Here is an 823-nt window from a genome sequence, read left to right on the forward strand (position 1 = left end):
ATAATCATGGCCAGGTTTAATATTCTGGCCGGAGACAAGCCACTGACTTCCGGTACCAAGATAACGGGCTGTGGTTTCAACCTGCCTGATATCAGCAATCCGCTTTTCCGAGAACCAGAACTCAAACTGCACCGTCGGATCATAAACGGCAAGATGCGGCGTGGCGGTTATCTGAAAATAGCCCGGCGTCAGCTCAATCCGCGACGGCGCTGCCGGTGCGGCAATCCGGAACGATACCGACGCCGGGTCTCCCCGCTGCCCCCGGGAATTTACTGTCCGGACTGTCAGCCTGTAGTTCCCCGGCGCCAGCTGCCTGAAGCGGTATGTGGTTTCCGTCGTCCGGGCCGTGCTGACCAGCCGCTCACTGCCATCATCCGCGGCCACGGTCAGGCGAAGCATGAAACTCACGCCTTTCACCACCTTCGGCGTGTCCCAGCGGGCCAGTACCTGATACTCCCCGCTGTCTGCGGTGACTTCGACAGTCAGGTGCTGCACTGCTGGCGGCGTGACACCATTCACCGTGCCGCTCTGGTCACCGTCAAAGTGTGCCCCGTTATCCACGATGCCCTCTTTTTCCGGTACATGCTGCACGGCAGTGATGGCATACGTGCCGTCGTCGTTCTCACGGATACTCACGCAGCGGAACAGGCGCTGGCGCAGCGTCGGCAGCTTCAGCCCCCACACGCTGTATTCAGCAACGCCGTCAGGAACACGGCTCACTTTCACCTTCACGCCGTCGGTGACGGACTGAACCTCCACGCTGACCGGATTGCCACTTCCGTCAACCAGGCTTATCAGCGTGGTACCGGAGGATGGCAGCGTG

The 823-nt window shown here is 60.4% G+C and carries 1 pseudogene; it reads right to left on the bottom strand.

What is annotated here, in order from left to right:
* A pseudogene (locus ACJHYR_RS27960) lies at window positions 1–823 on the bottom strand (host specificity protein J); the annotation flags it as partial.

Origin of the sequence: Escherichia sp. WS1450 (genome assembly GCF_046487395.1) — a bacterium.
GTDB classification, from domain to species: Bacteria; Pseudomonadota; Gammaproteobacteria; order Enterobacterales; family Enterobacteriaceae; genus Escherichia; species Escherichia coli.